This window comes from Halomonas alimentaria (assembly GCF_009902005.1).
GTDB classification, from domain to species: domain Bacteria; phylum Pseudomonadota; class Gammaproteobacteria; order Pseudomonadales; family Halomonadaceae; genus Halomonas; species Halomonas alimentaria.
The window spans coordinates 1,535,878-1,560,363 of sequence record NZ_WUTT01000001.1 but is presented as its reverse complement, the minus strand read 5'-3'; the positions used below and the strand labels follow the sequence as shown (position 1 = coordinate 1,560,363).

Genomic DNA, 24,486 nt, shown 5'->3' with positions numbered 1-24,486 from the left:
TCCAGCTGGTTTTTCATCCAGCATCGGATGGCCGGAGACGCAGGAGTCCGTTACCGCATGGCCGATTTTCGCACCCATCTCACTGCCGCCGTGGGCGGTGGCACCCTGCTCGCCGTGGGCGGCTGGCAGGCAGGGCTCTGGAGCCCGGCAGAGGCGCTCTCCGTGGCGGCCCTGACCAGCTTCGGCGGGATCCTTCCCGATATCGACGCCGACAACTCCCACGCCGTGCGCCTCATCTTCAACACCCTGGCCCTGCTGGCGGTGGTGGCCGGCGCGCTGCTGATGCAGGCCTGGCTGACGCCGGGGAGGCTGCTGCTGGCGTGCGGCGGCATCTACATCGGTGTGCGCTACCTGCTGAGTCCGGTCTTCAAGCGCCTCTCGGTGCATCGCGGGATCTGGCACTCCCTGCTGGCAGGGTTGCTCTGTGCGCTGGCCACCAGCGCCGTCGGGCATCGCCTGCTGCTCCTGGAGCCAGGCCTGGCCTGGTCCCACGGAGTGGCGGTGCTGCTGGGCTTCTGCATACACCTGCTGCTCGACGAGATGTTCAGCGTCGATCTCACCGGAGCGCGTCTCAAGCGCTCCTTCGGCACCGCCTTCAAGCTCTTCGACTACCGGGAGCCCTGCAACTCCGTGCTGATGCTGCTGCTGATCGCCGGCCTGGTGCCGCTGTTGCCCGCCTGGACACCGCTGCTGACGCTGCTCGATCAGGGCGCGGCGCTGTGGCGATAGTCCTCGGCGCGCAGGCCATACTTCCGGAGCTTGTCGTAGAGGGTCTTGCGCGGCAGGCCTAGCCGCTCGCTGACCTCGCTGACGCGGCCATGGTGGCGGGTCAGCGCCTGGTCGAGCAGGCTCTTCTCGAACAGCTCGACCTGCTGGGGCAGCGGGAGTTCGCCCGCCTCGCTCTCGGCCCCGGCCAGCAGGGCATCCAGCCGGTAGTCGAAGGCCGCCCCCAGCAGCACATAGCGTTCGGCGAGGTTGCGCAGCTCACGCACGTTGCCCGGCCAATCGTGGGCGAGCAGTGCGGAGATGCCGGAAGCGTCCAGGGACGGTGCCTCCAGGCCGCTGCGATTGGCGGCCACCACCGCGAAGTGCTGAAACAGCAACGGGATATCTTCGCGTCGCTCGCGCAGCGGAGGGATCGGCAGGGTGACCACGTCGAGGCGATAGTAGAGATCCTCGCGGAAGGTGCCGGCCTCGGCGGCGGCCTTGAGATCCACCTTGGTGGCGGCGATCACGCGGATGTCCAGGGGGATCGGGACGTTGGCGCCCAGGCGCTCCACGCTGCGCTCCTGCAGTATCCGCAGCAGCTTGACCTGCAGCGAGAGCGGCATCGATTCGATCTCGTCGAGGAACACCGTGCCGCCATTGGCGTGCTCGAACTTGCCGATGCGCCGCTCCACGGCGCCGGTGAAGGCACCCTTCTCGTGGCCGAACAGCTCCGACTCGATGGTGCTCTCCGGCACCGCGCCGCAGTTGATCGCCACGAAGGGGTGGCCGGCACGGCCGCTGCGCTCATGGATGGCGCGCGCCACCAGGTCCTTGCCGGCACCGGTCTCGCCGAACAGCAGCACGTCGGCCTCCACCTGGCTGATGCGCTGGACCATGGCCGCCAGGCGCTGGATCGCCGGAGTGCGCCCCACCAGGCGGGGGCCGGGGGCGGCCTGCTGGGCCTCGAGCTCGGCGCGCAGCCGGCGGTTCTCGAGGCTCAGTCGACGCTTCTCCACCCCGCGGCGGACTACCTCCACCAGCCGCTCGGCGGCGAAGGGCTTCTCCAGGAAGTCCCAGGCCCCCTCGCGCATGGCTTCAACGGCGGTGGAGATGTCGCCATGCCCGGTGATCAGGATCACCGGCAGGTCGGGGTCGCGGCGCCGTACCTCCCTCAGCAGCGCCATGCCGTCCATGCCGGGCATGCGGATATCGCTGACGATGACGCCGGGGAAGTCACTCTCGAGGGCGTGCAAGGCCGCCTCTGCACTGGCGAAGGGTGCCGGCGCATAGCCGGCCAGCTCCAGGGTCTGGCCGGCACTGATGCGCAGGTGGAGCTCGTCGTCGACGACCATCACCGGAGTGTCGACCGTTTCATGCATGGGGCAGGCTCTCCTGGTCGGGGCAAGGCGGGGCGGGGGTCAGGTGCTCCTGAGGCAGCAGGATGGTGAAGCGGGCGCCGCCTGCGGGGAGGTTCTCGGCACCCAGGCGGCCGCCCAGATCGTCGATGATACGCGATGAGATGGAGAGCCCAAGCCCCAGGCCGCTGCCCGGGGACTTGGTGGTGAAGAAGGGCTCGAAGATCCGCGTCAGCTGCTCCGGGGGAATGCCGGGCCCGTTATCCTCCACCATCAGCCGCACGCGGGCGCTGTCGGCCTCTACCCGAAGCGTCAGCTGCTGGTTGTCACACCCGGCCATGGCCTGGAGGGCGTTGCCGATCAGGTTGACCAGTACCTGCTCCAGGCGCACCGGGTCGGCGTTGACCCATACCGGCGAAGCGGGGAAGCGTCGCTCCACACGTACGCCGGTCTCCTGCAGCCGCGTCTGGAACAGGCGCAGGGCATACTCGAAGCAGTCGGTGACCGACACCGCACTGCGCCGCTCATCGCCCTTGCGCGAGAATTGGCGCAGCTGGGCGCTGATCTCGGCCATGCGTCCGGTCAGCTCGACGATCTCGGCCAGGTTACGGTCGACGCTCTCCCGTCGCTCGCGAGCGAGGAAGGCACGGGCATTCTCGGCGTAGGCGCGGATAGCGGCCAGCGGCTGGTTGAGCTCGTGGTTGATGCCCGCGGCCAGCTGGCCGAGTACCGCCAGCTTGGCTGCCTGGATCAGTTCGTCGCGGGTGCGGCGCAGGTCTGCCTCGGCGCGCTTGCGCTCCTCGATCTCATCGGAGAGGCGGCGATTGGTCTCGACCAGGTCGCGGGTGCGGCTGGCCACGTTGCGCTCCAGCTCGTCGCGGGCCCGAGCCAGGGTATGCCGCTCGCGCTCGGCGAACAGTTCGCGCTCACGGCGCAGCCGCAGGCGCTGCCAGCCAAAGCCGCCGCCCAGCAGCACGATGCCGTAGAGTCCGCCGGCGAGGAGGGCAGAGACCCACTGTGCCTGGGCCACCGAGTCCAGCGGCTTGAGGATCAGCATCTCCCAGCCGAGCTGGGGCAGCGACCGCTGCAGGCCCAGGAAGCGCTCGCCGGCCAGCGGTCCCGAGCTGAAGCCGACCAGGCGAGTGCGTTCACCCATTGATTCGAGGATCTCCAGGCCGGAGTGTTCGAGGGGCTCGTCGGCATAGCGGCGGGTGGCCAGCAGCGCCTTTCTCTCGTCGGTGGAGAGCGGCGCCAGCGAGGCCATGCGCAGCTCGGGCCGGCTGGCCATGAAGATGATGTCGTCGGCGTCGGTGACCAGCAGCTCGGCGTCCTGGTCTGCCCAGCTCTCCTCAATAGCGTCGAGCAGCACCTTGACCACCATGACCCCGTCCGGTGAGGCATCGGGGGACGTGTTGTCCAGCCAGACCGGGGCAGAGAAGTAGTAGCCACGTTCCAGTGACTGCACGCCGAGGCCGTAGAAGCGCCCCGGGCGGCCGGCGATGGCGTCGCTGTAGTAGCTGCGGAACGCGTAGTTCTGGCCGATGAAGGTGTTGGGGCGTTGCCAGTTGCTGGCTGCCAGGGTGTCGGCGTGGCGATCGAGAAGATAGATGTCGGACACCCCGGTGGCCGCCCGGAATCGGTCGAGCAGTCGGTTGAGCGGCATGGGGTCCTGGCTCTCCGGGGAGGAGAGGAAGCGGCGTACCGCCTCTCGGGAAGCCAGCAGTCGGGGCAGGTAGTCGTGGCGGGAGAGGTGGCCGATCAGTCCGGCGGCCGAGAGCCGTAGTTCGTTATCGGCATCCTGGCGAAGCTCCTGCAGTGCCTGCTGGCGCGCCACCTCGGCGGCCTGCCAGGTCACCAGGGCGAGACCCAGCGGCGCAAGCAGCCACAGCCAGCGACGCCAGCGCCTGGGCAGCCGCGGCGCGTGTCCCGTCGCCGTCATATGCTCCCTTCACTGCGTGGCGCCGGCATCGCCTGGGCGCGGCGCAGGGCGCGCTGGGCACGGGTCTCGGCACGCTCCACTTCGAGCAGCCCCTCCTCGACAAACACCAGGTGTTCGTGGGCGCGAGCCCGGGCATCCTCGGCGCGCCCCTCGAGAATGGCATCGAGCAGTGCGCGGTGCTGGACCATCAGCTGGGGACGGGCATCCGGCTTCTCGAAGAGGTGAGCGAGGTTGTCGACGATGCTCTTCTCCAGCAGATGGAAGATGCCGCGAATGGTATGCAGCAGCAGCACGTTGTGTGCCGACTCGGCGATGGCCAGGTGGAAGGCGGCATCGGCCTTGGCCTCCTCGGCCGGGTCGTGCCCCTGGAAGCACGCCTCCAGCTCCTCGAAGCGCTTGATCAGCAGTGCCTTGTCGGTAGGCGTCGAACGCAGCGCGGCATAGTAGGCGGAGAGGCCCTCCATGGCATCGCGGAACTCCAGCAGGTCCAGGTGGAACTCGCCGTGACGCGATAGCATCTCGAGCAGCGGGTCGCTGTAGCCGCTTTTGAGCTCCTCGCCGATGAAGGTGCCGCCCCCCTGACGGCTGATCAACAGGCCTCGGGCAGCGAGTTTCTGGATGGCTTCGCGCAGCGAGGGCCGCGATACGCTGAAGCGCTCCGCCAGTTCCCGTTCGGGTGGCAGTTTCTGTCCGGGCTGGAGGCTGCCCTCGAGGATCATCGCCTCGAGTCTTTCGGTGATCACATCGGCCAGGCGCGGCTGGCGCAGGGGCGGGTAGGCCATGGCGAGGCTCCGGTGGTGGTCGAGGTTTCGGTGGGGAGGCTTGGCCACATCTTACTGCAGGATATTGGTAATACCAATATCCTGCGTGGCGAGATTACCGGGGAGGAGAGAATATCTTACCGAATTTCAAAAGCTTGTAATAATGCCGAGCTGGGGTAGACCAAAGTCTAGCGCAATATGGCGAGAAAAACCCCGTCGCTCGTTTGACACTGTAGCGGCGGCCTCCGTAAGGTTCGCCGAATCCGTCGGGTAAATTGGTTTTACCACTTTACCAGAGTGACGACCATGCCAGCTGTTGAAGGAACCGCCGATGACCGCCGTCAAGCTCTACCCTCCGAGGCCGGACAAGGTCTACCTGTTCGGCACCTGCCTGATCGACCTCTTCTATCCCGAGGCCGGGATGGATGCCATCCGGCTGCTCGAGCGCGAGGGCATCGAGGTGCTGTTCCCCGAGGACCAGACCTGTTGCGGCCAGCCGGCCTATACCTCCGGCTACCACGATGAGGCGCGTGCCGTGGCGGCGGCCCAGCTCGATCTCTTCCCCGAGCCCTGGCCGATCGTGGTGCCCTCGGGCTCCTGCGGCGGCATGATGCGCACCCACTACCCCCAGCTCTTCGCCGGCAGCGACCTCGAGGCGAAGGCCGAGGAGGTGGCCGGGCGCGTCTTCGAGCTGACCGAGTTCCTGATCCATGTCTGCCATCTTGACCTGGAGGATCGCGGCGAGCCCGAGAAGGTGGCGATGCACACCTCCTGCAGTGCGCGCCGCGAGATGGGGCTGGCCGAGACCGGGCCGGCGCTGCTGGCGAAGCTCGGCCAGGTCGAGCTGGTAGAGCAGGCGCGGGCCGCCGAGTGCTGCGGTTTCGGTGGCACCTTCGCGGTGCGTCACCCCGAGGTCTCCGCCGCCATGGTGGAGGACAAGACCCAGGCCATCGAGGCCAGCGGGGCGAAACGCTTCGTGACCTCCGACTGCGGCTGCATGATGAACATCGGCGGGCGTTTCGAGAAGCTGAACAAGTCGATCCAGGGCGAGCATATCGCCAGTTACCTGTGGCGGAGGACCTCATGAGCGGACAGACCCCCGGCGTGGAGACATACACCCCGCGCGAGTTCCATCGCCAGGCCCACGACGCCCTGGGCAATCCGCAGATCCGCGCCAACTTCCGCAAGGCGATGGATGGCCTGATGTCCAAGCGGCGTGACAGCTTCGATGACTGGGACCTCGAGACCCTGCGCGAACTGGGCGCCAATATCCGCCTGCGGGCGCTCGCCAGGCTGCCCGACCTGCTCGAGCAGCTGGAGGCCAACTGCGAGGCCAACGGCATTCGCGTGCACTGGGCCGAGGATGGCGACGAGGCGTGCCGTATCGTCCGCGAGATCTGCGAGTCCCACGGGGCGCGCTCGGTGATCAAGGGCAAGTCGATGGTCTCCGAGGAGATGCACCTCAACGCCCATCTGGAGGAGGCGGGCATCGAGGCGCTGGAGTCCGATCTCGGCGAATACCTGGTGCAGCTCAACCAGCAGACTCCCTCGCACATCATCATGCCGGCGATCCATCTCAACACCGATGAGATCTCCGAGATCCTGCACGACAAGACCGGCACCGAGCGCACCCGCGACGTCGACTACATGACCGCGGCGGCCCGGCAGCAGCTGCGCGAGCGCTTCATGGCTGCCGATGTAGGGGTCTCGGGGGTCAACTTCGCGGTGGCCGAGACCGGCACCCTCTGCCTGGTGGAGAACGAGGGCAACGGCCGCATGACCACCACGGTGCCGCCGGTGCACGTCGCCGTGACCGGCATCGAGAAGGTGGTCGAGCAGTTGCGCGACGTGCCGCCCCTCTACGCCCTGCTGACTCGCTCCGCCACCGGCCAGCACGTCACCACCTACTTCAACATGATCAGCTCGCCGCGCAAGGAAGGCGAGCACGACGGGCCGAAGGAGGTCCACCTGGTGCTGGTGGACAGCGGCCGTTCGCGCATCTATCAGGATGACGAACTGCTCGACACCCTGCGCTGCATCCGTTGCGGCGCCTGCATGAACCACTGCCCCGTCTATACCCGGGTGGGCGGCCACACCTACGGCACCACCTACCCCGGCCCGATCGGCAGCATCCTCTCGCCCCACCTGATGGGGCTCGAGGAGACCAAGGACCTGCCCACCGCCTCCAGCCTGTGCGGCGCCTGTGGCGAGGTCTGCCCGGTGAAGATTCCGATCCCCGACCTGCTGGTGCGGCTGCGCAAGGAGTCGGTGGGCGAGGGGCGCGGCAACGTGCCCGGCGCCGGCATCAAGCGCACTCGCAAGGAGGTCGCCGCCTGGAAGGGCTTCCAGTGGCTGGCCACCCACCCTGGCGCCTGGCGCAGTGGCACCGCAGTGGCCGGAAAGCTCAGGGCATTGACGCCCGCGAAGCTGGGTGCCTGGACCGACTACCGCACCGCCCCCAAGCCGGCCAGTACCACCCTGCATGCGCTGGTCAAGCGGCATCAGGCGAGCAAGAGCCATGAGCCGAACAGCAAAAGCCACGAGGAGGAGCGCTGATGAGTGCCCGCAACGCCATTCTCAAGCGCCTGCGCGAGCGCCTCGACGGACCGCTGAGTGCGCCGGAGAGCGACTTCACCGTGGCGACGAATCGTGGCTGGAGCGAGGAGGAGCGCCTGGCGCGCTTCGAGCGCTGGATCGGCTCGGTACATGGCGAGGTGGTCCATGTCGACGAGGCTCGCTGGACCGAGGCGCTGGCCGGGGTGCTCGCCGACAAGGGCGTGCGTCGGCTGGCGCTGGGCAAGCAGCACCCAGTGGCTGCCGAGGCCCGCAGTGCCCTGGCCGATGCCGACGTGGAGCTGGTCGACGTGGATCGCGATATCGAACAGTGGCAGCGCGAGCAGTTCGAGAGCGTCGATGCCGGCCTGACCTCCACCCGCGGGGCCATCGCCGAGACCGGCAGCCTGTGGCTGTGGCCGACCCCCGACGAGCCACGCCTGATCAGCCTGGTACCGCCGCTGCATATCGCCGTGCTGGATGCCGATACCCTTGCGGACACCTTCTTCGATGTTGTCGAGGGCCATGGCTGGGCCGATGGCATGCCGACCAACGCCCTGCTGATCTCGGGCCCCAGCAAGACCGCCGATATCGAGCAGACCCTGGCCTACGGGGTGCACGGGCCGCGTGAACTGGTGGTCATCGTGCGCCATGCCGGTGACTCCGCCGGGATCTCGCGATGAGCCGGCCGAGCGCCGAGGCCTACCGGGAGCTGAAGGCCGCCCTGGCGGCCTCGTTGCCTGCAGAGCAGCTGATAGACGATCCGCTGCGCACCCTGGCGTACGGCACCGATGCCAGCTTCTATCGCCTGGTGCCGAGGCTGGTGGTGCGCCCCGAGAGCGAGGCGGAGCTGCGCGTGATCCTGGCCGAATGCCGGGCCCGACGGCTGCCGGTGACCTTTCGCGCCGCCGGCACCTCGCTTTCCGGCCAGGCGGTCACCGACTCGGTGCTGATCCAGCTGGGGCACGGCTGGCGCGGCCATGAGCTGCTCGACGAGGGGCGGGCGATCCGCCTGCAGCCCGGGGTGATCGGCGCTCGGGCCAACCAGTTGCTCGCCCCCTTCGGACGCAAGATCGGCCCGGACCCGGCCTCCATCAACAGCTGCATGATCGGTGGCATCGCCGCCAACAACGCCTCCGGCATGTGCTGTGGCACCGCCCAGAACAGCTATCGCACCGTGCGTGACCTGCGCGTGATCCTCGCCGACGGCAGCCTGCTGGATACCGCCGACCCCGAGAGCGTGGCGGCCTTCCGCGGCAGCCACGCCGAGCTGCTGGCGGGGCTCGAGCGCCTTGCCGCCGAGACCCAGGGCAATGCCGAACTGGCCGAGAGGATCCGCCACAAGTACCGGCTCAAGAACACCACCGGCTATGCCCTCAACAGCCTGGTCGACTTCAGCGACGGCATCGAGATCCTCAAGCACCTGATGATCGGCTCCGAGGGCACCCTCGGATTCATCAGCGCCATCACCTACCAGACCGTGGTGGATGAACCCCACAAGGCGGCGGCGCTGGCCTTCTTCCCGGACATGGCCACCACCTGCCGGGCCACCATCGCCCTTAAGCGTTCGCCGGTCTCCGCCGTGGAGCTGATGGATCGTGCCGCGCTGCGCTCGGTGGAGCGCGAGGCAGGCATGCCCGAGGTGCTGCGCACGCTCCCCGACGGGGCGGCGGCGCTGCTGATCGACGTGCGAGGCCACGACGATGCCGACCTGGCCGCGCGCATGGACGAGGTGCAGGGGACGCTGGAGGGTATCCGTACCCTGGAACCGGTCACCTTCACCCGCGATACCGATCGCTACGCCCTCTACTGGAAGATCCGCAAGGGCCTGTTCCCCGCGGTGGGGGCGGTGCGCGACACCGGCACCACGGTGATCATCGAGGACGTGGCCTTTCCCATCGAGCGTCTCGACGAAGGCGTGCTGGCACTGACCGAGACCTTCCACCGCCACGGCTATGCGGAGGCGATCCTCTTCGGCCACGCCCTGGAGGGCAACCTGCACTTCGTCTTTCCCCAGGGGTTCGAGAAGCCCGGCGAAGTCGAGCGCTACCAGGCGCTGATGGACGAGGTGGCGCAGCTGGTTGGGGTCGAGTATGGCGGTTCGCTCAAGGCCGAGCATGGTACCGGACGCAACATGGCGCCCTATGTGGAGCTGGAGTGGGGCCCCGAGGCCTATGCGCTGATGTGGGAGATCAAGGCGCTCTTCGACCCCGAGAACCAGCTCAACCCCGAGGTGATCCTGAGCCGCAACCCGACCCTGCACCTGGAGAACCTCAAGCCCTTGCCAGCGGCCCACGAGATCGTCGACAAGTGCATCGAGTGTGGCTTCTGCGAGCATGTCTGTCCGTCCAGGGACCTGACCCTGACGCCGCGCCAGCGCATCGTTATCACCCGCGAGGTGGCACGCCTCGAGGCGCTGGGTGACTCGGCAGGTGAGGCGGATGCGGTGCGCCTGGCATCACTGCGTGGGGGCCTTGCCTATCATGTGGATGCCACCTGCGCGGTGGACGGCCTGTGCGAGACCCAGTGTCCGGTAGGGATCAATACCGGAGATCTGGTGCGTGACATGCGTCGACGGCGCCTGAGCCAGCGTGCCGGATTGGCGCGCCGCATCGGCCGCCACTTCGACGGTGTCACCCGGCTGGCGCGAGGCTCGCTGCGGGCCGCAGGGGCGGTAAACAAGCTGATGGGCGATTCACTGATGTCGCGTGCGGCCCGCGGCGCGCGTCGCCTGAGCGGCGAGCGTGTACCGCTGTGGACGCCGGCACTGCCCGGGGCCGCGCCGGTGCGCGTGCTGGGTGAGTTGCCGGATGCGGGCGATGATCGCCCCCGGGTGGTCTACCTGCCCAGCTGTGCGACTCGCATGTTCGGCGCCGACCGTCGCGACGCCGGAGAGTCGCGCTCGGTGATGGAGATCACCCTGGCGCTGCTCGACAGGGCCGGGTTCGCGGTGGTGATTCCCGAACGGGTCGATAGTCTCTGCTGCGGCATGGCCTTCCGTTCCAAGGGGCAGTTCGACGAGGCGGAGCACAAGGGGCGCGAGCTCAATCGCGAACTGCTTGCCGCCAGCGAGAACGGCCGCTATCCGATCCTCTGCGATACCAGCCCCTGCACCCTGCAGATGCAGGAGAGCCTCGATGCTTGCCTCGCGCTGCATGAGCCCGTCACCTTCGCCCATGATCACCTGCTGCCGCGCCTGACCATTCGGCCACTCCAGGAGCGGATCGCAGTCCACGTGACCTGCTCCAGCACGCGGATGGGGTTGGGCGAGAAGATGATAGCCCTGGCGCGGGCCTGTGCCAGCGAGGTGGTGGTGCCCGCGGAGGTTACCTGCTGCGGTTTCGCCGGCGACAAGGGGTTCAGCGTGCCGGAACTCAATGCCTCGGCACTCGCCGGACTGGCGGAGCAGGTGGTCGACTGCAGTGCGGGCTACTCCAACTCACGGACCTGCGAGATCGGACTGTCCCAGCATGGGGGCATCCCGTATCGTTCGATACTCGCGCTGCTCGACCGTGCCAGCCGGTAGCCAGGCACGGCGAGAGGAGCTATCCACAACCCCTGCGGGTGGAGGGGTGTGGATGACAGTGGTCGTGCCGTCTTCGCCTTTCGGAGAGGTTCCTGGAACTTTTTTACCGGAAGGGCTTGCGCCCCGGCTCGCGGATCCGTAAAGTACGCATCCGCTGCCGGCGACGGGCACACGTTGCAGGCGGTGGAGGTGGCAGAAGTGATTGTTCTGCATGGATTATTTTCGAATCAGGTCGAATTGCTTCGAAATATTCCGATTGACAATCACAGCACGTTAGGTAGAATGTGCGTCACTCGTTCTACAGGGCTCGCTGAGGGCTCTATTCGCAGCCATCTCGGCAGGAAGAGATGGGCGGTCAGCGGGAACACGGTCGGGATGCAGCGCATCGCCAACCACCGCTTGACACGCTGAGGCGAATCGGTAGAATACGCCTTCCTCGCAGGGCGCTGGCGACACGGAGTTCGCTCCGGCCGTCAGCAAGCGAGACGCTTCACTCGACAGGGTTTGAAGCCGCTCTTTAACAATCGATCAGGTAATTCATGTGGGCGCTTGTCGATGGCTCGGTGATTCATATCATTGAACCATCAAGGCAAGCGACTCGTCATAGATCTTCGGATCTATTTGAGAACGTTTGAGCCTTGAGCCACATGTGTTAGGCCTGCCGCCAGCGTTCAATCTGAGCCATGATCAAACTCTTCAGTTTAAGATCATAAGTGCTTGAAGTAGCACCAAACTTGGCTCAAGGCTCAAACGTTCTCAAATAGATCCGAAGATCTATGACGAGTCGCTTGCCTTGATGGTTCAATGATATGGATCACCGAGCCATCGACAAGCGCCCACATGAATTACCTGATCGATTGTTAAAGAGCGGCTTCGAACCCTGTCGGGTGAAGCGTCTCGCTTGCTGCCGGCCGGAGCGAACTCCGTGTCGCCAGCGCCCTGCGAGGAAGGCGTATTCTACCGATTCGCCTGGCGGTGTCAAGCGGTGTCTAGCGAAGCGTGCTTGCCGTGACTGCTGACTGCCTCACCTCGTCGAGGTGACTGCGAATCCAGTGGCGCACATTCTACCGAACGTGCCGTGATTGTCAATCGGAATATTTCGAAGTGACCCGAAAAAACTCCATGCAGAACAATCACTTCTGCCACCTCCACCGCCTGCAACGTGTGCCCGTCGCCGGCAGCGGATGCGTACTTTACGGCTTTCCCCGGTGGGGTGCAAGCCCCTACAGAGAAAAATGTAGTCCAGTTACACGACAGGGGCCATGGCCCCGCTTGAGAGCATGTCGCTTCCTGCGCCTTCAGATCACCAGCAGGTCCATGAAGCGATGGACCGGGGTCATCTGCAGGCGCTGCGCGTCCTGGCAAAGCGCCAGTATCTTCTCGCTGCGCGAGCGTGGGAAGCGCGTCTCGAGATTGCACCGGAACTTGGCCTCCAGCACCGGGATACCCTCCTCACGCCGCCGCCGATGGCCGATGGGGTACTCCACGGCGACCTGGTCGGTAGAGGTGCCATCGGTGAAGAAGACCTGGATGGCGTTGGCGATGGAGCGCTTGTCGGGGTCCAGATAGTCATGCGTATAGCGCGGCTCCTCCACCACCTCCATCTTCGCCCGCAGGGCATCGATCTCGGGGTGTGCGGCGTGGAAGTCATCTTCGTAGTGTTCGGCGGTCAGCTCGCCGAGGATCAGGGGCACTGCGGTCATGTACTGCAGGCAGTGGTCACGATCCGCCGGGTTGGCCAGGTCGCCCTCCTTGGAGATGATACGGATTGCCGATTCATGCGTGGTGATCACGACCCGCTCGATCTCGTCGATTCGCCCCTTCACCTCGGGGTGGAGGGTCACCGCCGCTTCACAGGCCGTCTGGGCATGGAACTCCGCCGGGAAGGAGAGCTTGAAGAGGATGTTCTCCATCACATAGCTGCCGAAATCGCACTGGAATCGGAAGCGGCGCTCCCCCTCGGGCTTGGTGGCCAGATCGCGGTTGGTATGGCTGAACAGTACGTCATAGAAGCCCCACTGGGGGGCGCTGAGCGCACCGGGGACGCCCATCTCGCCGCGCAGCGCGATGTCCGCCAGGCGCACCGCCCGGGAGGTGGCATCCCCCGCCGCCCAGCTCTTGCGTGACCCGGCGTTTGGCGCATGACGATAGGTGCGCAGGCTCTGGCCATCGACCCAGGCGTGGGAGAGTGCCGAGAGCAGCTGCTCGCGATCGGCACCGAGCATCCTCGCCGCCACCGCCGTGGAGGCCACCTTGACCAGCACCACATGGTCGAGCCCCACCCGGTTGAAGGAGTTCTCCAGCGCCAGCACCCCCTGGATCTCGTGGGCCATGATCATCGCCTCGAGGACGTCGCGCATCGTAAGTGGCGCCTCGCCCTGGGCCACTCGCTTCTGGGAGAGGTGGTCGGCCACGGCCAGGATGGCCCCCAGGTTGTCCGAGGGGTGTCCCCACTCCGCAGCCAGCCAGGTGTCGTTGTAATCGAGCCAGCGCACGATGGCGCCGATATCCCAGGCCGCCTTCACCGGATCCAGACGAAAGGAGGTGCCGGGCACCCGGGCACCATGGGGCACCACGGTGCCTTCCACCAGCGGGCCGAGGTGCTTGGTGCATTCGGGAAAGCGCAGCGCCAGCAGGCCGCAACCCAGGGTATCCATCAGACAGAGCCGCGCGGTGTTCCAGGCCTCATCGCTCTCGATACGGTAGCCCAGCACATAGTCGGCGATCTTCTGCAGCTCGGCGTCGTAGTCCGGCCGCACGTTGGCTTCCACGGTACTCATGAACTCCTCCTGTCACCTTGTCGAGCAAACGCCCTTGATGCGTGACCCTCACTATAGAAGACGCCCCGGGTCCTGGGACCCGGGGCGTCTTTATCTTTCAGCAGACCCCTGGCCAGGCAGGCCCTAGAAACTGTCGCCGGGGATGCGCACCCAGCCCTCCATCAGCACCCGGGCACTGCGGCTCATCACCGCCTCGTCGATCACCCAGCGGCCATCCACCAGGCTCGCCTCGGCGCCGACCCGCAGGCTGCCCGAGGGGTGCCCGAAGGTGACGGCGTTACGCTTGCCACCACCCGCGGCCAGGTTGACCAGGGTGCCCTCTATGGCCGCGGCAGAGGCGATGGCCACTGCCGCGGTGCCCATCATGGCGTGGTGCAGCTTGCCCATGGAGAGCGCGCGCACCACCAGGTCGATATCATCGGCCTTCACCTGCTTGCCGCTGGAGGCGAGGTAGTCTGCCGGCGGCGCCACGAAGGCCACCTTGGGGGTGTGCTGGCGGGCCGCGGCCTCGGCCACCTCCTTGATCAGCCCCATCTTCACCGCCCCGTGGGCGCGAATGGTCTCGAACTTCTCCAGCGCCGCGGCGTCGCCGTTGATCGCCTCCTGCAGCTCGGTACCGGTATAGCCGAGTTCGTCCGCATTCAGGAAGACGGTCGGGATGCCGGCGTTGATCAGGGTCGCCTTGAGGGTGCCGACACCGGGCACCTCCAGTTCATCCTCCAGGTTGCCGGTAGGGAAGATGGCACCCTCGCCGTCCGCCGGGTCCTTGAAGGCCACCGGCACCTCGGCGGCAGGAAAGGTCACCCCGTCCAGCTCGAAGTCACCGGTCTCCTGCACCTCGCCGTCCCGGATCGACACCCGGGAGACGATGGTCTTGCCGATATTGGCCTGCCAGATGCGCACCTCGGCCTCGCCGTTCTCCGGAATGCGCGCCGGGTCAACCAGGCCATTGCTGATCGCGAAGGGCCCCACCGCCGCGGAAAGGTTGCCGCAGTTGCCGCTCCAGTCGACGAAGGCGTTGTCGATGGCGACCTGGCCGAACAGGTAGTCCACGTCGTGGTCGGGGCTTTCGCTCTTCGAGAGGATTACCGTCTTGCTGGTGCTGGAGGTGGCCCCGCCCATGCCGTCGATCTGCTTCTGGTAGGGGTCGGGGCTGCCGATCACCCGCATCAGCAGGCGGTCGCGAGCCTCGCCCGGCACCTGCGCAGCCTCGGGCAGGTCGGTCAGCTTGAAGAACACACCCTTGCTGGTCCCGCCACGCATATAGGTGGCGGGGATCCGGATCTGAGGAACCTGGCTCATGCGCTTGCCACCTCCGAGGACTCCAGGAAGTCCTTGGCGAAGCGCTGCAGCACGCCGCCGGCGGAGTAGATGGTGACTTCCTCGGCGGTATCCAGGCGGCAGGTCACCGGTACGCGATCGACCTCGCCGGTCTTGCGGTGGATCACCAGCTCCAGGGTCGCGCCCGGCGCCGGCTTGCCCTCGACGTCATAGGTCTCGGTACCGTCGAGCTGCAGGGTGTGACGGGTGGTGCCCTCCTTGAACTGCAGTGGCATCACGCCCATGCCGATCAGGTTGGTGCGGTGGATGCGCTCGAAGCCCTCGGCGACAATCGCCTCGACCCCGGCTAGGGCCACGCCCTTGGCCGCCCAGTCACGGGAGGAGCCCTGACCATAGTCGGCACCGGCGATGACGATCAGCGGCTGCTTGCGCTCCATGTAGGTCTCGATGGCCTCCCACATGCGGGTCACCTCGCCTTCCGGCTCGATGCGTGCCAGCGACCCCTGCCGAACCTCACCGTTCTCGTCGCGTACCATCTCATTGAAGAGCTTGGGGTTGGCCAGGGTGGCCCGCAGGGCGGTGAGGTGGTCGCCGCGGTGGGTGGCGTAGGAATTGAAGTCCTCCTCCGGCAGGCCCATCTTGTGCAGGTACTCCCCCGCCGCGCTGTCCATCATGATGGCGTTGGACGGCGACAGATGGTCGGTGGTGATGTTGTCCGGCAGGATCGCCAGCGGCCGCATGCCCTTGAGCTCACGCACGGCCGCCATGTTGCCCTCCCAGTAAGGCGGGCGGCGGATATAGGTACTCTGGGGGCGCCAGTCGTAGAGCGGACTCTCGGCCTTCTCGAAGGCGTCCAGGTCGAACATCGGGATATAGACCTGTTTGAACTGCTCGGGCTTGACGAACTCGCCGACGATGGCATCGATCTCCTCGTCGGAGGGCCACAGGTCCTTGAGGGTCACCGGGTTACCGCCCTTGTCGGTACCCAGCACATCCTTCTCGATGTCGAAACGCACGGTACCGGCGATGGCGTAGGCCACCACCAGTGCCGGTGAGGCCAGGAAGGCCTGCTTGGCATAGGGGTGGATGCGACCGTCGAAGTTGCGGTTGCCGGAGAGCACCGCGGTGGCATAGAGGTCGCGGTCGATGATCTCCTGCTGGATCTTGGGATCGAGCGCCCCGGACATGCCGTTACAGGTGGTACAGGCGTAGGCGACGATGCCGAAGCCGAGCTTCTCCAGCTCCGGCAGCAGCCCGGCCTCCTCCAGGTAGAGGCGCGCCACCTTCGAGCCGGGGGCGAAGGAGCTCTTTACCCAGGGCTTGCGCGTCAGGCCCAGTTCATTGGCCTTCTTGGCCAGCAGGGCGGCACCCACCACGTTGCGCGGGTTGGATGTGTTGGTGCAGCTGGTGATGGCGGCGATGATCACCGCGCCATCGGGCATCTTGCCCTCCCTCTCCTCCGCCTGGGCTTTGTCGTAGTCCACGGCGATGCCGCGGTCATGCAGGGCGCTGGTGGGCAGGCGACGGTGCGGGTTGGAGGGGCCCGCCAGGTTACGCTCCACGCTGGACAGGTCGAAGGTCAGCACCCGCTCGTACTGGGCACCGGCCAGGCTGTCGGCCCACAGGCCGGTCTGCTTGGCGTAGGTCTCGACCAGCTCGACCTGCTCCGGCTCGCGGCCGGTCAGCGTCAGGTAGTCGATGGTCTGCTCGTCGATATAGAACATCGCCGCAGTCGCCCCGTACTCGGGCGTCATGTTGGAGATGGTGGCGCGGTCACCGATGGTAAGGGTCTTGGCCCCCTCGCCGAAGAACTCGAGATACGCCCCCACCACGCGCTCGCGGCGCAGGAACTCGGTGATCGCCAGCACGATATCGGTGGCGGTGATGCCGGGCTTGGGCTTGCCGGTCAGCTCCACGCCGACGATGTCGGGCAGGCGCATCATGGAGGGACGGCCCAGCATCACGGTCTCGGCCTCGAGGCCACCGACGCCGACGGCGATGACGCCCAGGCAGTCGATATGCGGGGTATGGCTGTCGGTGCCCACGCAGGTGTCGGGGAAGGCCACACCGTCGCGGTGCTGCACCACCGGCGACATCTTCTCCAGGTTGATCTGGTGCATGATGCCGTTGCCGGCGGGGATCACGTCGACGTTCTCGAAGGCGGTCTTGGTCCACTCGATGAAGTGGAAGCGATCCTCGTTGCGACGATCCTCGATGGCGCGGTTCTTGTCGAAGGCGTCCGCCTCGAAGCCGGCATGCTCCACGGCCAGGGAGTGGTCGACGATCAGCTGGGTCGGCACCACCGGGTTGACCTTGGCGGGGTCCCCACCCTGCTCGGCGATGGCGTCACGCAGGCCGGCCAGGTCGACGAGTGCCGTCTGGCCGAGGATGTCGTGGCACACCACCCGGGCCGGGTACCAGGGGAAGTCCAGGTCGCGACGACGTTCGATCAGCTGCTTGAGCGAGTCGGTGAGCATCTCCGGCTCGCAGCGGCGCACCAGCTGCTCGGCCAGTACCCGCGAGGTATAGGGAAGGGTGTCGTAGGCACCGGGCTGGATCTCCTCGACGGCCGCACGCACGTCGAAGTAGTCCAGCTCGGTGCCGGGAAGCGGTTTACGGTAGTCGGTATTCATGGCGTGAGGGGTCTCTTGCAGGCGTCGGAGAAGGGGGAAGAAGGCCGGACGGCCAGGTCGGCCGTCCGGGGGCGGCGATCGATCAGTCGCGCTGCTCGATCGGTACCCACTCGCTCTTCTCCGGACCGATGTAGTCGGCACTCGGGCGAATGATGCGATTGTTGGCGCGCTGCTCGAAGACATGGGCACACCAGCCGGTGACGCGCGAGCAGACGAAGATCGGCGTGAACAGCTTGGTGGGGATGTCCATGAAGTGGTAGGCGCTGGCGTGGAAGAAGTCAGCGTTGCAGAACAGCTTCTTCTCGCGCCACATCACCGCCTCGACGCGCTCGGAGACCGGGTAGAGCACGCTGTCGCCGACGTCCTCGGAAAGCTTCTTCGACCACTCCTTGATGATCGCGTTGCGCGGGTCGGACTCGCGATAGATCGCGTGGCCGAAGCCCATGATCTTGTCCTTGCGCTCGAGCATGCCGAGGATCTTGCTCTCGGCCTCGTCGGCGGACTTCCAGTCCTCGATCATCTCCATGGCCGCCTCGTTGGCACCACCATGCAGCGGGCCGCGCAGGGAGCCGATGGCGCCGGTCACGCAGGAGTGCATGTCGGAGAGCGTGGAGGCGCAGACGCGTGCGGTGAAGGTGGAGGCGTTGAACTCGTGCTCGGCGTAGAGGATCAGCGAGACGTTCATCACCCGGGCGTGCAGCTCGGAAGCCGGCTCGCCGCGCAGCATGTGCAGGAAGTGGCCACCCACCGACTCGTCGTCGGTCTCGGTCTCGATGCGCACGCCATCGTGGCTGAAGCGGTACCAGTAGCAGATGATCGACGGCAGCACGGCCAGCAGGCGGTCGGAGACGTCCTGCTGCTCATCGAAGCTCTGCTCGGTCTCCAGGTTGCCCAGCATGGAGGCGCCGGTGCGCATCACGTCCATGGGGTGGGCATCCTTGGGGATCTGCTCGAGCACGGTGCGGAGTTCGGCGGGCAGGCCGCGCAGGCCCTTGAGCTTGGTGATGTAGGCGTCGAGCTCGGCCTGGTTGGGCAGCTTGCCCTTGAGCAGCAGGTAGGCCACTTCCTCGAACTTCGCCTTCTCCGCCAGCTCCTTGATGTCGAAGCCGCGGTAGGTGAGGCCCGAGCCGGTCTTGCCGACGGTGCACAGGGCGGTGGTGCCGGCGCTCTGGCCGCGCAGGCCTGCGCCACTAACGGGTTTATCAGCCATGTTCTCTCTCCTCTTGAATGGTGTTTCCGGTGTGGGGCGCGTCTCAGGCGTCGCTGCCCTTCTCGACGAAGAGGGCATCGAGCTTCTGCTCGAAGCTGTGGTAGTTGAGGAAGTCGTAGAGCTCGTCGCGGGTCTGCATCAAGTCGACCACGTCACGCTGGTGGCCGTTGTCGTGAATGCTCTGGTAGACCTTGAGCGCCGCCGCGTTCATGGCGCGGAAGGCGGACAGCGGATAGAGCACCATGCGGCAGCCTACCTCGGCCAGCTCCTGCTGGGAGAACAGCGGAGTGGCACCGAACTCGGTGATATTGGCCAGGATCGGCGCATCGACGCGCTCGCAGAAGGCACGATAGTCGTCGAGGGTGTGCACCGCCTCGGCGAAGATGGCGTCGGCGCCCGCCTCGATGCAGGCCTGTGAGCGCTCGATGGCGGCATCCAGCCCATCCTTCTGGAAGGCGTCGGTGCGGGCGATCAGATAGAAGTCCGGATCGAGGCGTGCATCGGCGGCAGCCTTGACACGGTCGACCATCTCCTGCTTGGAGACGATCTCCTTGTTGGGGCGGTGGCCACAGCGCTTCTGGGCGACCTGGTCCTCGAGGTGCACGGCGGCCACGCCGGCACGCTGCATCTCCTTGACGGTGCGGGCAATGTTGAAGGCCCCACCCCAGCCGGTATCGATGTCCACCAGCAGCGGCAGGTCGGTAGCGCCGCAGATGCGGTGGGCGTCCTCGACCACGTCGTTCATGGTGGTCATGCCCAGGTCCGGCAGGCCGAAGGAGGCGTTGGCCACGCCGCCGCCGGAGAGGTAGATGGCCTGGTGGCCCACGCGCTCGGCCATCATGGCGGTATAGGCGTTGATCGTACCGACGATGGACAGCGGGCGATTGGCCTCGAGGGCGGCGCGGAAGCGAGCGCCGGGAGTCTGCTGGGTCATGGTGTTTCTCCTGTGGTATCCGGTAAGGGGTCAGGCAGTGGTCTCTTCCAGCTCCCTGAGGGAAGCGGCGTAGCGATCGACGACATTGGACCGGGAGGCGCTGACATGGCGTCGCATCAGCAGTTCGGCGAGCTCGGCGTCGCCGGCCTCGATGGCGTCGACGATGCGATGGTGCTCGACGAAGGCGCGCTGGGGGCGAGAGCCACTGGCGCTGAACTGGGTGCGGTAGAGCCGCACCAGGTAATAGAGGTCATCGCAGAGCATGGTCACCAGCATGCGATTGTGGCTGCCCTGGACGATGCGGTAGTGGAAGTCCAGGTCACCCTCGCGCTGGAAGTAGGCCTCGCCCTTCTTGAGGTCGGCCTGGCGCTCGTGCATCGCGAGCACCTCGCGCAGCCCAGCGATCTCCTCGGCGGTCATGTGCTCGGCCGCCAGGCGGGCGGCCATGCTCTCCAGGGCCTCACGCACGTCGAACAGCTCGAGCAGCTCCTTCATGGAGAGCTTTACCACCCGGGCGCCGACGTGGGGCACCCGCTCGATCAGGCGGTGCGCCTCGAGGCGGCGCATCGCCTCGCGCAGCGGTCCACGGGAGATGCCATAGGTGCGTGACAGGCCAGGCTCGGTGATCTTGCTGCCGGGTGCCATCTCGCCGCGGACGATGGCATCCTGCAGCTGCTGGAAGACGCGCTCGGCGAGGGTACGCACCTCGGGGCTGGACGATTCGGCTTCGGCTGGCTTCATGATGATTGTCGACAATTATGGGATGAGCGAAGAGTAGCCATTGCCCGTCCTCGGGTCAACATGGCGTCATGGCCGAACGATACGTCTTTGGTTGTAGACAACCCAGCCTTGCCGGCTCCAGATGTCGACAATGCGGCCGGCAGCGTTGAGTCGGCAAGCGCCCCGCAACGAGGACAGCGGCGCCCTCGGCGCCTAGAATGGGCGCCCCCTCTGTACAGGCCCGTCCCGTCGATGAGCTCACCACTCCAGATCACGCCGCACCCCTATCGGCCCACCCCGCTCTCCGCCTTCGCGCGCCTGCGCCGAAGGCCCGGTGCTGTGCTGCTGGACAGTGGCCGTCCGGAGGCACCGGCGGGGCGCTACGACATCCTGTCGAGCGACCCGCTGGCAGTGCTTGAGGTGGATGAGGCGGGCCGGGTCGACGGCGTGCCGGAGCTTCGGGACCTCTCCCCCTTTGCCGCCCAGCAGGCGCTGCTCGAGCGACTCCCCGCGACCGGGCCGCTGCCGGTGAGCGAACTGCCCTTCCTGGGCGGGCTGATCGGCTACTGGAGCTATGACCTCGGCTATCAGCTGGAGCCGGTGGGGCAACGTGCCCGCCGCGCCGTGGCGCTGCCGGCCAGCCGGGTGGGCCTCTACGACTGGGCGCTGATCCAGGATCACCAGCGTGGCGAGGCCTGGCTGGTGGCCACTCCCGAGCGCCGCCGCCAGGCCCTCGAGTGGCTGAACGCCGCTCCCGCCGCCGAGAACGACTGCCACCTGACGGCCCCGTTTGCCGCAGAGCTCGACCGCGACGCCTATCTGGACCGCTTCGAGGCGGTGCAGCGCTATATCCGCGCCGGCGACTGCTACCAGGTCAACCTGGCCCAGCGCTTCAGCGCGCCCTACGAAGGCGACCTGTGGGCGGCCTATCGACGGCTGCGCGCGGCCACCCCGACGCCCTTCGCCAGCTTCATGACCTGGCCCTCCGCACAGGGCGAGCAAGCGATCCTCTCACTGTCACCGGAACGCTTCCTGGCGTGCCGTGATGGCCAGGTGGAGACCCGCCCCATCAAGGGCACCCGACCACGCGGCGACACCCCCGGGAGCGACGCCCGCCTAGCCGCCGAACTCGAGGGGAGCCTGAAGGATCGCGCCGAGAACGTGATGATCGTCGACCTGCTGCGCAACGACCTGGGGCGCAGTTGTCGCCCCGGCACGGTACGGGTGCCACAACTGTGTGGCCTGGAAAGCTACACCAACGTCCATCACCTGGTCAGCGTGGTCACCGGCACGCTTGCCGACGGACGCACGCCGCTGGAGCTGCTGGCAGGCGCCTTCCCCGGTGGCTCCATCACCGGAGCTCCCAAGGTACGTGCCATGCAGATCATCGACGAGCTGGAGCCGAGCCGGCGCAGCGTCTACTGCGGCAGCCTCGGCTATATGGACACCCGTGGCCATATGGACACCTCCATCGCCATCCGCACCGCCGTGGCGGACGGCGGCCGCCTGCACCTGTGGGGGGGCGGCGGCCTGGTGGCCGACTCGGAGGGCGAGGCGGAGTATCAGGAGACCTGGGACAAGATCCGCCACCTGATGTCGGCACTCTCGACTTGAGACAAAAGGGAATAAGGAGAAGCCACCTTTCACTGTTTTTGTAATAACAACGCAAGAAATCGGTATTGGGCGCGCCCCCCGCGGCTCGGCTAGGGTAGGCGGCATACGCATCAGGAGACGCCCCATGACTGAGACGCTCGACATCATCAACCGCGACCTCGGCCAGGACCCGGAAGCACTGATCCGCTGGGCCCTGGGCCAGGGTAGCCGGCCGATCTGCACCACCAATTTCCGCCCCTTCGAGGCGGTCATCCTGCACATGGTCTCCCGCCAGCGGCCGGATATTCCGGTGGTGTGGATGGACCACGGCTACAACACCGAGGCCACCTACAGCTTCGCCGACGCCCTGGTGCGCCGCCTCGACCTCAACCTGATCAGCTACCTGCCGCGTCGCACCCGCGCTCACCGCGAGGCGCTGGACGGTCCCTTCCCCGGCATCGACGACCCACGACACGACGCCTTTACCCGGGAAGTGAAGATCGAGCCCTTCGAGCGGGCTCTCGGCGAGATGGCGCCAGACGTCTGGTTCACCGCCCTGCGCGCCGAGGACACCCCCCAGCGCTCGCGCATGGCGCCGGTCAGCCGCAATGCCGACGGGCTGCTCAAGGTGGCGCCGCTGCTGCACTGGACGGCGAAGGACCTCCATGCCTATCTCCTGCGCCACGACCTGCCCAACGAGTTCGACTACTTCGACCCCACCAAGGTCGAGGCCAAGCGCGAGTGCGGCCTGCACCTGCAGCACTGAGCCCGCTGAATGCAGCACGGCCGCCCGGTGTTCCGGGCGGCCGTCTTCATCCTCCGCACCATGCGTCGCCGCGTGATAGCCGCCGGCGACGCCGTGGTCATCACCACCGCCTAGCGCAGCGGCAGCTCGAGTCCCTCGAACAGCCCCCGCTCGTGGCGCGGCCCGGCGGCCAGGGCGGCATCCACCACGTCACGCTCCAGATGGGGCGCAAACCCCTTGAGGAAGTCGTACATATAGCCGCGCATAAAGGTGCCGCGGCGGATGCCGATCTTGGTAGTGGAACTCGCGAACAGGTGGCCGGCGTCCAGCGCCACCAGGTCGGTGTCGTGCTCCGGATCCACCGCCATATGGGCGACGATCCCTACCCCGAGGCCCAGACGCACATAGGTCTTGATCACGTCCGCATCGGCGGCAGTCAGCACCACGTTGGGGGTAAGTCCCCTGTCACGGAAGGCATCGTCGAGCTGGGAACGGCCGGTGAAGCCGAACACGTAGGTGACCAGAGGATGCCTTGCGATGGCCTCCAGGGTCAGCTCGCCCTCCTCGGCCAGGGGGTGTCCCTGGGGCACCAGGATGCAGCGGTTCCAGCGGTAGCAGGGCAGCAGCACCAGGTCGTTGAACAGCTCCAGCGATTCGGTGGCGATGGCGAAGTCTGCCTGGCCATCGCTGACCATCTGGGCGATCTGCTTGGGCGTACCCTGCTGCATATGCAGGGCCACGTCGGGGTACTGGCGCGTGAACTCGCGGATCACCGGCGGCAGTGCGTAGCGCGCCTGGGTGTGGGTCGTGGCCACCGACAGGCTGCCACGGCGCTCATCGCTGAACTCCTGAGCGACCTCCTTGATGTTGTCGGTCAGCCGCAGCACCTCGCCGGCCAGCTCGACGATCGCCTGCCCCGCCGGAGTGACCCGTGTCAGGTGCTTTCCGCTGCGGGCGAAGATCTCGACGCCCAGCTCATCCTCGAGCAGGCGGATCTGCTTGGAGATCCCGGGTTGCGAGGTGAACAGGCTCTGGGCGGTGGCCGAGACATTGAGGTTGTGGCGAGTGACTTCCCAGACGTAGCGCAGCTGCTGCAGTTTCATGGCGACTCTCCCATGCCGCCCCATCCGGCTGAAGGGCGTCGAAGCGATGGAAAATGGAATATCAAATGAAATACTAATGCCTTTATAGCATATAATGCTTGGCGCCGCACATAGCGCCGATAGACATTCCCGATTTGCCAGCACTCCGGACGACCGCTAACATCGTCCGACCGGACAGGCGACCCGAGCTGTCGCCTGCCTACCCGATCCGCTCGATGCAGCGCAACGCAACTGGAGAACCCCATGGCCAATAACGTCGATGTCACCAATGCCAACTTCGAGCAGGAAGTCCTCAAGGCCGACACGCCGGTGCTGCTCAAGTTCTGGGCACCCTGGTGCGGTCCCTGCAAGGTGATGGCACCGGTGGTCGACGAGGTTGCCGAGGAGCGCAGCGGCAACCTCAAGGTCGTCAGCATCAATGTCGACGATGCACCCGAGATCGCCGCCGAGCAGGGCGTCCGCGGCGTCCCCACCGTGATGCTGTTCAAGTCCGGCACCAAGGTCGCCTCGCTGGTCGGCGCCCAATCCAAGTCCCAGCTCAGCCAGTTCATCGAACAGAACGCCTGAGCGGCACTGTAGTAGGCCGACGGCAGTACACCGTCGACATCGCCCCGGCCTCGGCCGGGGCGATGTCGTTTCAGCCCC

General features: G+C 66.6%; 18 protein-coding genes. 8 read left to right on the top strand and 10 right to left on the bottom strand.

The window, feature by feature from the left end; genetic code table 11:
- The first annotated feature begins 57 nt into the window (after positions 1-57).
- Positions 58-729: a metal-dependent hydrolase gene (locus GRB96_RS07395; RefSeq protein ID WP_161431542.1), complete on the top strand. Its 672-nt coding sequence runs from the start codon at positions 58-60 to the stop codon at positions 727-729.
- Here GRB96_RS07395 and GRB96_RS07390 read toward each other — a convergent pair.
- From GRB96_RS07390 to GRB96_RS07380, 3 genes are read right to left on the bottom strand one after another with little or no spacing between them, the layout of a single operon-like run.
- Positions 705-2,087, bottom strand: a complete 1,383-nt coding sequence (locus GRB96_RS07390; protein WP_161431541.1) for a sigma-54-dependent transcriptional regulator — start codon at positions 2,085-2,087, stop codon at positions 705-707. The genes GRB96_RS07395 and GRB96_RS07390 overlap by 25 nt on opposite strands.
- The gene (locus GRB96_RS07385) at positions 2,080-4,002 is read right to left on the bottom strand and encodes a sensor histidine kinase (RefSeq protein ID WP_161431540.1); all 1,923 of its coding nucleotides are present in this window, start codon (positions 4,000-4,002) and stop codon (positions 2,080-2,082) included. The genes GRB96_RS07390 and GRB96_RS07385 overlap by 8 nt, the downstream gene beginning before the upstream one ends.
- The gene (locus GRB96_RS07380; protein WP_161431539.1) at positions 3,999-4,784 is read right to left on the bottom strand and encodes a GntR family transcriptional regulator; all 786 of its coding nucleotides are present in this window, start codon (positions 4,782-4,784) and stop codon (positions 3,999-4,001) included. The genes GRB96_RS07385 and GRB96_RS07380 overlap by 4 nt, the downstream gene beginning before the upstream one ends.
- A gap of 310 nt (positions 4,785-5,094) precedes the next feature.
- On the opposite strand from GRB96_RS07380, the gene GRB96_RS07375 reads away from it, so the two are divergent.
- From GRB96_RS07375 to GRB96_RS07360, 4 genes are read left to right on the top strand one after another with little or no spacing between them, the layout of a single operon-like run.
- Positions 5,095-5,850: a (Fe-S)-binding protein gene (locus GRB96_RS07375; RefSeq protein ID WP_161431538.1), complete on the top strand. Its 756-nt coding sequence runs from the start codon at positions 5,095-5,097 to the stop codon at positions 5,848-5,850.
- A complete protein-coding gene (locus GRB96_RS07370; RefSeq protein ID WP_161431537.1) occupies positions 5,847-7,319 on the top strand; it encodes a LutB/LldF family L-lactate oxidation iron-sulfur protein in 1,473 nt (490 codons plus the stop codon). The genes GRB96_RS07375 and GRB96_RS07370 overlap by 4 nt, the downstream gene beginning before the upstream one ends.
- Entirely contained in the window at positions 7,319-7,999 is a 681-nt protein-coding gene (locus tag GRB96_RS07365) for a LutC/YkgG family protein (RefSeq protein WP_161431536.1), read from the top strand. Before GRB96_RS07370 ends, GRB96_RS07365 begins: the two co-directional genes overlap by 1 nt.
- A complete protein-coding gene (locus tag GRB96_RS07360) occupies positions 7,996-10,842 on the top strand; it encodes an FAD-binding and (Fe-S)-binding domain-containing protein (RefSeq protein ID WP_161431535.1) in 2,847 nt (948 codons plus the stop codon). Before GRB96_RS07365 ends, GRB96_RS07360 begins: the two co-directional genes overlap by 4 nt.
- 1,298 nt (positions 10,843-12,140) lie before the next feature.
- On the opposite strand, the gene GRB96_RS07355 is transcribed toward GRB96_RS07360, so the two are convergent.
- From GRB96_RS07355 to GRB96_RS07330, 6 genes are all read right to left on the bottom strand, one after another.
- Complete coding sequence (locus GRB96_RS07355) at positions 12,141-13,622, bottom strand: bifunctional 2-methylcitrate dehydratase/aconitate hydratase (RefSeq protein WP_161431534.1); 1,482 nt, start codon at positions 13,620-13,622, stop codon at positions 12,141-12,143.
- Between the two features lie 123 nt (positions 13,623-13,745).
- Complete coding sequence (prpF, locus tag GRB96_RS07350; RefSeq protein WP_161431533.1) at positions 13,746-14,924, bottom strand: 2-methylaconitate cis-trans isomerase PrpF; 1,179 nt, start codon at positions 14,922-14,924, stop codon at positions 13,746-13,748.
- Positions 14,921-17,536: a Fe/S-dependent 2-methylisocitrate dehydratase AcnD gene (gene acnD, locus GRB96_RS07345; RefSeq protein ID WP_161431532.1), complete on the bottom strand. Its 2,616-nt coding sequence runs from the start codon at positions 17,534-17,536 to the stop codon at positions 14,921-14,923. Before acnD ends, prpF begins: the two co-directional genes overlap by 4 nt.
- An 82-nt stretch (positions 17,537-17,618) precedes the next feature.
- The gene (prpC, locus tag GRB96_RS07340) at positions 17,619-18,746 is read right to left on the bottom strand and encodes a bifunctional 2-methylcitrate synthase/citrate synthase (RefSeq protein WP_161431531.1); all 1,128 of its coding nucleotides are present in this window, start codon (positions 18,744-18,746) and stop codon (positions 17,619-17,621) included.
- Positions 18,747-18,789: 43 nt separating this feature from the next.
- Positions 18,790-19,680: a methylisocitrate lyase gene (prpB, locus tag GRB96_RS07335; protein ID WP_161431530.1), complete on the bottom strand. Its 891-nt coding sequence runs from the start codon at positions 19,678-19,680 to the stop codon at positions 18,790-18,792.
- Between the two features lie 30 nt (positions 19,681-19,710).
- The gene (locus GRB96_RS07330) at positions 19,711-20,421 is read right to left on the bottom strand and encodes a GntR family transcriptional regulator (RefSeq protein WP_161431529.1); all 711 of its coding nucleotides are present in this window, start codon (positions 20,419-20,421) and stop codon (positions 19,711-19,713) included.
- Positions 20,422-20,652: 231 nt separating this feature from the next.
- Here GRB96_RS07330 and pabB point away from each other — a divergent pair, with 231 nt between their 5' ends.
- Complete coding sequence (gene pabB, locus GRB96_RS07325) at positions 20,653-22,014, top strand: aminodeoxychorismate synthase component I (protein ID WP_161431528.1); 1,362 nt, start codon at positions 20,653-20,655, stop codon at positions 22,012-22,014.
- A gap of 124 nt (positions 22,015-22,138) precedes the next feature.
- Positions 22,139-22,759, top strand: a complete 621-nt coding sequence (locus GRB96_RS07320; RefSeq protein WP_161431527.1) for a phosphoadenosine phosphosulfate reductase domain-containing protein — start codon at positions 22,139-22,141, stop codon at positions 22,757-22,759.
- A gap of 110 nt (positions 22,760-22,869) precedes the next feature.
- On the opposite strand, the gene cysB is transcribed toward GRB96_RS07320, so the two are convergent.
- Positions 22,870-23,841: an HTH-type transcriptional regulator CysB gene (gene cysB, locus GRB96_RS07315; protein ID WP_161431526.1), complete on the bottom strand. Its 972-nt coding sequence runs from the start codon at positions 23,839-23,841 to the stop codon at positions 22,870-22,872.
- A gap of 243 nt (positions 23,842-24,084) precedes the next feature.
- Between cysB and trxA the strand changes: the two genes are divergently transcribed.
- Complete coding sequence (gene trxA, locus GRB96_RS07310) at positions 24,085-24,408, top strand: thioredoxin (RefSeq protein ID WP_161431525.1); 324 nt, start codon at positions 24,085-24,087, stop codon at positions 24,406-24,408.
- Positions 24,409-24,486: the final 78 nt, after the last annotated feature.

Coding starts and splice junctions, on each gene's coding strand:
- GRB96_RS07385 (WP_161431540.1), bottom strand. CDS start 4,002: ATGACGGCGACGGGACACGCGCCGCGGCTGCCCAGGCGCTGGCGTCGC.
- prpF (WP_161431533.1), bottom strand. CDS start 14,924: ATGAGCCAGGTTCCTCAGATCCGGATCCCCGCCACCTATATGCGTGGC.
- GRB96_RS07390 (WP_161431541.1), bottom strand. CDS start 2,087: ATGCATGAAACGGTCGACACTCCGGTGATGGTCGTCGACGACGAGCTC.
- prpB (WP_161431530.1), bottom strand. CDS start 19,680: ATGACCCAGCAGACTCCCGGCGCTCGCTTCCGCGCCGCCCTCGAGGCC.
- pabB (WP_161431528.1), top strand. CDS start 20,653: ATGAGCTCACCACTCCAGATCACGCCGCACCCCTATCGGCCCACCCCG.
- GRB96_RS07330 (WP_161431529.1), bottom strand. CDS start 20,421: ATGAAGCCAGCCGAAGCCGAATCGTCCAGCCCCGAGGTGCGTACCCTC.
- GRB96_RS07380 (WP_161431539.1), bottom strand. CDS start 4,784: ATGGCCTACCCGCCCCTGCGCCAGCCGCGCCTGGCCGATGTGATCACC.
- GRB96_RS07320 (WP_161431527.1), top strand. CDS start 22,139: ATGACTGAGACGCTCGACATCATCAACCGCGACCTCGGCCAGGACCCG.
- acnD (WP_161431532.1), bottom strand. CDS start 17,536: ATGAATACCGACTACCGTAAACCGCTTCCCGGCACCGAGCTGGACTAC.
- GRB96_RS07395 (WP_161431542.1), top strand. CDS start 58: ATGGCCGATTTTCGCACCCATCTCACTGCCGCCGTGGGCGGTGGCACC.
- GRB96_RS07370 (WP_161431537.1), top strand. CDS start 5,847: ATGAGCGGACAGACCCCCGGCGTGGAGACATACACCCCGCGCGAGTTC.
- GRB96_RS07375 (WP_161431538.1), top strand. CDS start 5,095: ATGACCGCCGTCAAGCTCTACCCTCCGAGGCCGGACAAGGTCTACCTG.
- cysB (WP_161431526.1), bottom strand. CDS start 23,841: ATGAAACTGCAGCAGCTGCGCTACGTCTGGGAAGTCACTCGCCACAAC.
- GRB96_RS07365 (WP_161431536.1), top strand. CDS start 7,319: ATGAGTGCCCGCAACGCCATTCTCAAGCGCCTGCGCGAGCGCCTCGAC.
- trxA (WP_161431525.1), top strand. CDS start 24,085: ATGGCCAATAACGTCGATGTCACCAATGCCAACTTCGAGCAGGAAGTC.
- GRB96_RS07355 (WP_161431534.1), bottom strand. CDS start 13,622: ATGAGTACCGTGGAAGCCAACGTGCGGCCGGACTACGACGCCGAGCTG.
- prpC (WP_161431531.1), bottom strand. CDS start 18,746: ATGGCTGATAAACCCGTTAGTGGCGCAGGCCTGCGCGGCCAGAGCGCC.
- GRB96_RS07360 (WP_161431535.1), top strand. CDS start 7,996: ATGAGCCGGCCGAGCGCCGAGGCCTACCGGGAGCTGAAGGCCGCCCTG.